Source organism: Cellulomonas algicola, assembly GCF_003851725.1.
GTDB lineage: Bacteria > Actinomycetota > Actinomycetes > Actinomycetales > Cellulomonadaceae > Cellulomonas > Cellulomonas algicola.
The window spans coordinates 1-3,248 of record NZ_BHYL01000339.1 but is presented as its reverse complement, the minus strand read 5'-3'; the positions used below and the strand labels follow the sequence as shown (position 1 = coordinate 3,248).

Below are 3,248 nucleotides of genomic sequence, written 5' to 3'. Positions count from 1 at the left end.
CGCGACGAGCGCCGCACCGCTCACGGTCGGGCTCGGCGTCGGGGCGGGCGTCCCGCTCGCGCTCGGCGCCGGGGCGGGTGCGGCAGCCGGGGGCGGACCGGCCGGCACGGCGGGGATCGGCTCGACCGGCTCGGCGGTGGTCGGGGCGTCGGTGCACGCCGGCCGCTGCCCGCCCTCGCCGAAGTGCTCGTTGTACCCGCTGACCTCGACCCACGTGACGCAGTACGTGCCGGGCAGGCCCAGCTCGGTCCACGCGAACCCCGTCCGGCCCGCGAACGCCCCCTGCGCGGTCGCGGCCTGGACGTGGAGCTGCGCGGTGAGCGTCTGGCCGTCGACGACGTACCGGACGTTGACGTGGTCGTGCTCCACGAACGTGCGGCCGCCGGGCAGGGTGAGCCCGTCGGCGGTCACGGTGTAGGGCGTCGGGTCGTCCGAGCCGCCCGCGAACGCGGCGGCCGCGCTGCCTGCGAGCAGCAGGCAGGACAGCGGGACGACGGCGGCGGCGCGGCGGAGCATCGGACCTCGGGCGGATCGGTTCGGACGGCGTGCGGGCACGACCCTAGGCGGGATCCGGACATCACGGACGAACCGGGCGATGAGAGTCCGGTGAGAACCTGCACGTCAGGGGCGTGCGGCGCGCCGGGGCCGTCCCGCCGCCGCTGCCGCTGGACGCCCAGCGGCCCGCCGTCCGGCCGCGGGTACCCTGGTCCCCGTCTGCCGACCCCGCCGCGGTCCGGCGTCCCGCCGCCGTCCGCGCCCCCACCGAGGGAATCGATGACCACCGCATCCCCCCGCACCGCGCCCACGACCGACACCGTCGAGCACGCCGCCGCGACGCCCGACCAGGAGCAGCCGTTCGCCGAGCTCGGGCTCAAGCCGGACGAGTACCAGCGGATCCGCGACATCCTCGGCCGCCGCCCCACGGCCGCCGAGCTCGCGATGTACTCCGTGATGTGGTCGGAGCACTGCTCCTACAAGTCGTCCAAGACGCACCTGCGCCAGTTCGGCGACAAGACGACGCCGGCGATGAAGGAGCACCTGCTCGTCGGCATCGGCGAGAACGCGGGTGTCGTCGACATCGGCGACGGCTGGGCCGTCACGTTCAAGGTCGAGTCGCACAACCACCCGTCCTACGTCGAGCCCTACCAGGGTGCGGCGACCGGCGTGGGTGGCATCGTGCGCGACATCATCTCGATGGGTGCGCGCCCGGTCGCCGTCATGGACCAGCTGCGGTTCGGCGCGGTCGACCACCCGGACACCGCGCGCGTCGTGCACGGCGTGGTCGCGGGCGTCGGCGGCTACGGCAACAGCCTGGGCCTGCCGAACATCGGCGGCGAGCTCGTCTTCGACGCGTCCTACCAGGGCAACCCGCTCGTCAACGCGCTGTGCCTCGGCGTGCTGCGGCACGAGGACATCCACCTCGCCAACGCGTCGGGTGCGGGCAACAAGGTCGTGCTGTTCGGCGCGCGCACGGGCGGCGACGGGATCGGCGGCGCGTCGATCCTCGCGTCGGAGACGTTCGACGACACCAAGCCGTCGAAGCGCCCGTCCGTGCAGGTCGGCGACCCGTTCATGGAGAAGGTGCTCATCGAGTGCTGCCTCGAGCTCTACGCGGCGCAGGTCGTCGAGGGCATCCAGGACCTGGGCGCGGCCGGCATCTCCTGCGCGACGAGCGAGCTCGCGTCCAACGGCGACGGCGGCATGCACGTCGACCTGGAGAAGGTCCTGCTGCGCGACCCGACGCTCACGGCCGGCGAGATCCTCATGTCGGAGTCGCAGGAGCGCATGATGGCCGTCGTCGCGCCCGACAAGCTCGACGCGTTCCTCGCGATCACCGGCAGGTGGGACGTCGAGACCGCCGTGATCGGCGAGGTCACCGGCACGGGCCGCCTCACGATCGACCACCACGGGCAGCGCATCGTCGACGTCGACCCGAAGACCGTCGCGCACGAGGGCCCTGTCTACGACCGGCCGTTCGCGCGCCCGGCGTGGCAGGACGCGCTCAACGCCGACTCGGTCACGGACGAGGCCCGCTTCGCGCGCCCGTCGACCGCCGCGGACCTCCGCCAGACGGTGCTGCGCCTGCTCGCGAGCCCGAACCTCGCGGACAAGTCGTGGGTGACGAACCAGTACGACCGCTTCGTGCAGGGCAACACCGCGCTCGCGCAGCCCGACGACTCGGGTGTGATCCGCGTCGACGAGACGACCGGCCTGGGCGTCGCGCTCGCGACCGACGCGAACGGCCGCTACGGCAAGCTCGACCCGTACACGGGCGCGCAGCTCGCGCTTGCCGAGGCGTACCGCAACGTCGCGACGACGGGCGCCCGCCCGCTCGCGGTGACCGACTGCCTGAACTTCGGCAGCCCCGAGCACCCGGACTCGATGTGGCAGCTCGTCGAGGCGATCCGCGGCCTCGCGGACGCGTGCCAGGAGCTCGAGGTCCCGGTCACGGGCGGCAACGTCTCGCTCTACAACGGCACGGGCGAGCCCGGGAAGATCGACTCGGCCATCCACCCGACGCCGGTCGTCGGCGTGCTCGGCGTGCTCGACGACGTCGCCGACGCGGTGCCGTCGGGCTGGACGACGCCCGGCCAGGCCGTCTACCTGCTCGGCGAGACGCGCGCGGAGCTCGACGGGTCCGCGTGGGCCGACGTCGTGCACCAGCACCTCGGCGGCACGCCGCCGCGCGTCGACCTCGCCGCCGAGCGCCGCCTCGCGCAGGTCCTCGTCGCCGCGGCCCGCGACGACCTCGTCGACTCCGCGCACGACCTCTCGGAGGGCGGCCTCGCGATCGCGCTCGTCGAGTCGAGCCTGCGCTACGGCACGGGCGTGCAGGTCGACCTGGACGCGCTGTGCGCGCGGGACGGCGTGACGCCGTTCGAGGCGCTGTTCGCCGAGTCGCAGGGGCGCGTGCTCGTCGCGGTCCCGCGCTCGGAGGAGGTGCGCCTGCTCGACCTGTGCACCGCGCGCGGCGTCCCGGCGCTCCGGCTCGGCGAGACCGCGGAGACCTGCACCCCGGGTGCGGGCACGCCCGTCGACGACGCGGACCACGAGCACGCCCCGGCCGTCGAGGTGCGCGGCCTGTTCACGCTGCCGCTCGTCGAGGCGCGCGCCGCCTGGTCGGCGACGCTCCCGCAGTACTTCGGCTGACCCTCCGCGACGGCCCGCCCGGCGCCGCCGCACCGCAGCACCCGACGCCCGCGTCCGCCTCGTGCGGCGCGGGCGTCGTCGTGCGTGCGGGGGGCGGG

The 3,248-nt window shown here is 74.7% G+C and carries 1 protein-coding gene and 1 pseudogene; one reads left to right on the top strand and one right to left on the bottom strand.

Annotation, left to right across the window (positions count from 1 at the left end):
• A pseudogene (locus CTKZ_RS21735) lies at positions 1–516 on the bottom strand (hypothetical protein); the annotation flags it as partial.
• A gap of 258 nt (positions 517–774) precedes the next feature.
• Here CTKZ_RS21735 and purL point away from each other — a divergent pair.
• A complete protein-coding gene (gene purL / locus CTKZ_RS18390) occupies positions 775–3,150 on the top strand; it encodes a phosphoribosylformylglycinamidine synthase subunit PurL (RefSeq protein ID WP_124344283.1) in 2,376 nt (791 codons plus the stop codon).
• The last annotated feature ends 98 nt before the right edge of the window (positions 3,151–3,248 follow it).

Bases quoted from the DNA above. Each gene is read 5' to 3' on its own strand.
- purL (WP_124344283.1), top strand. From the start codon at position 775: ATGACCACCGCATCCCCCCGCACCGCGCCCACGACCGACACCGTCGAG.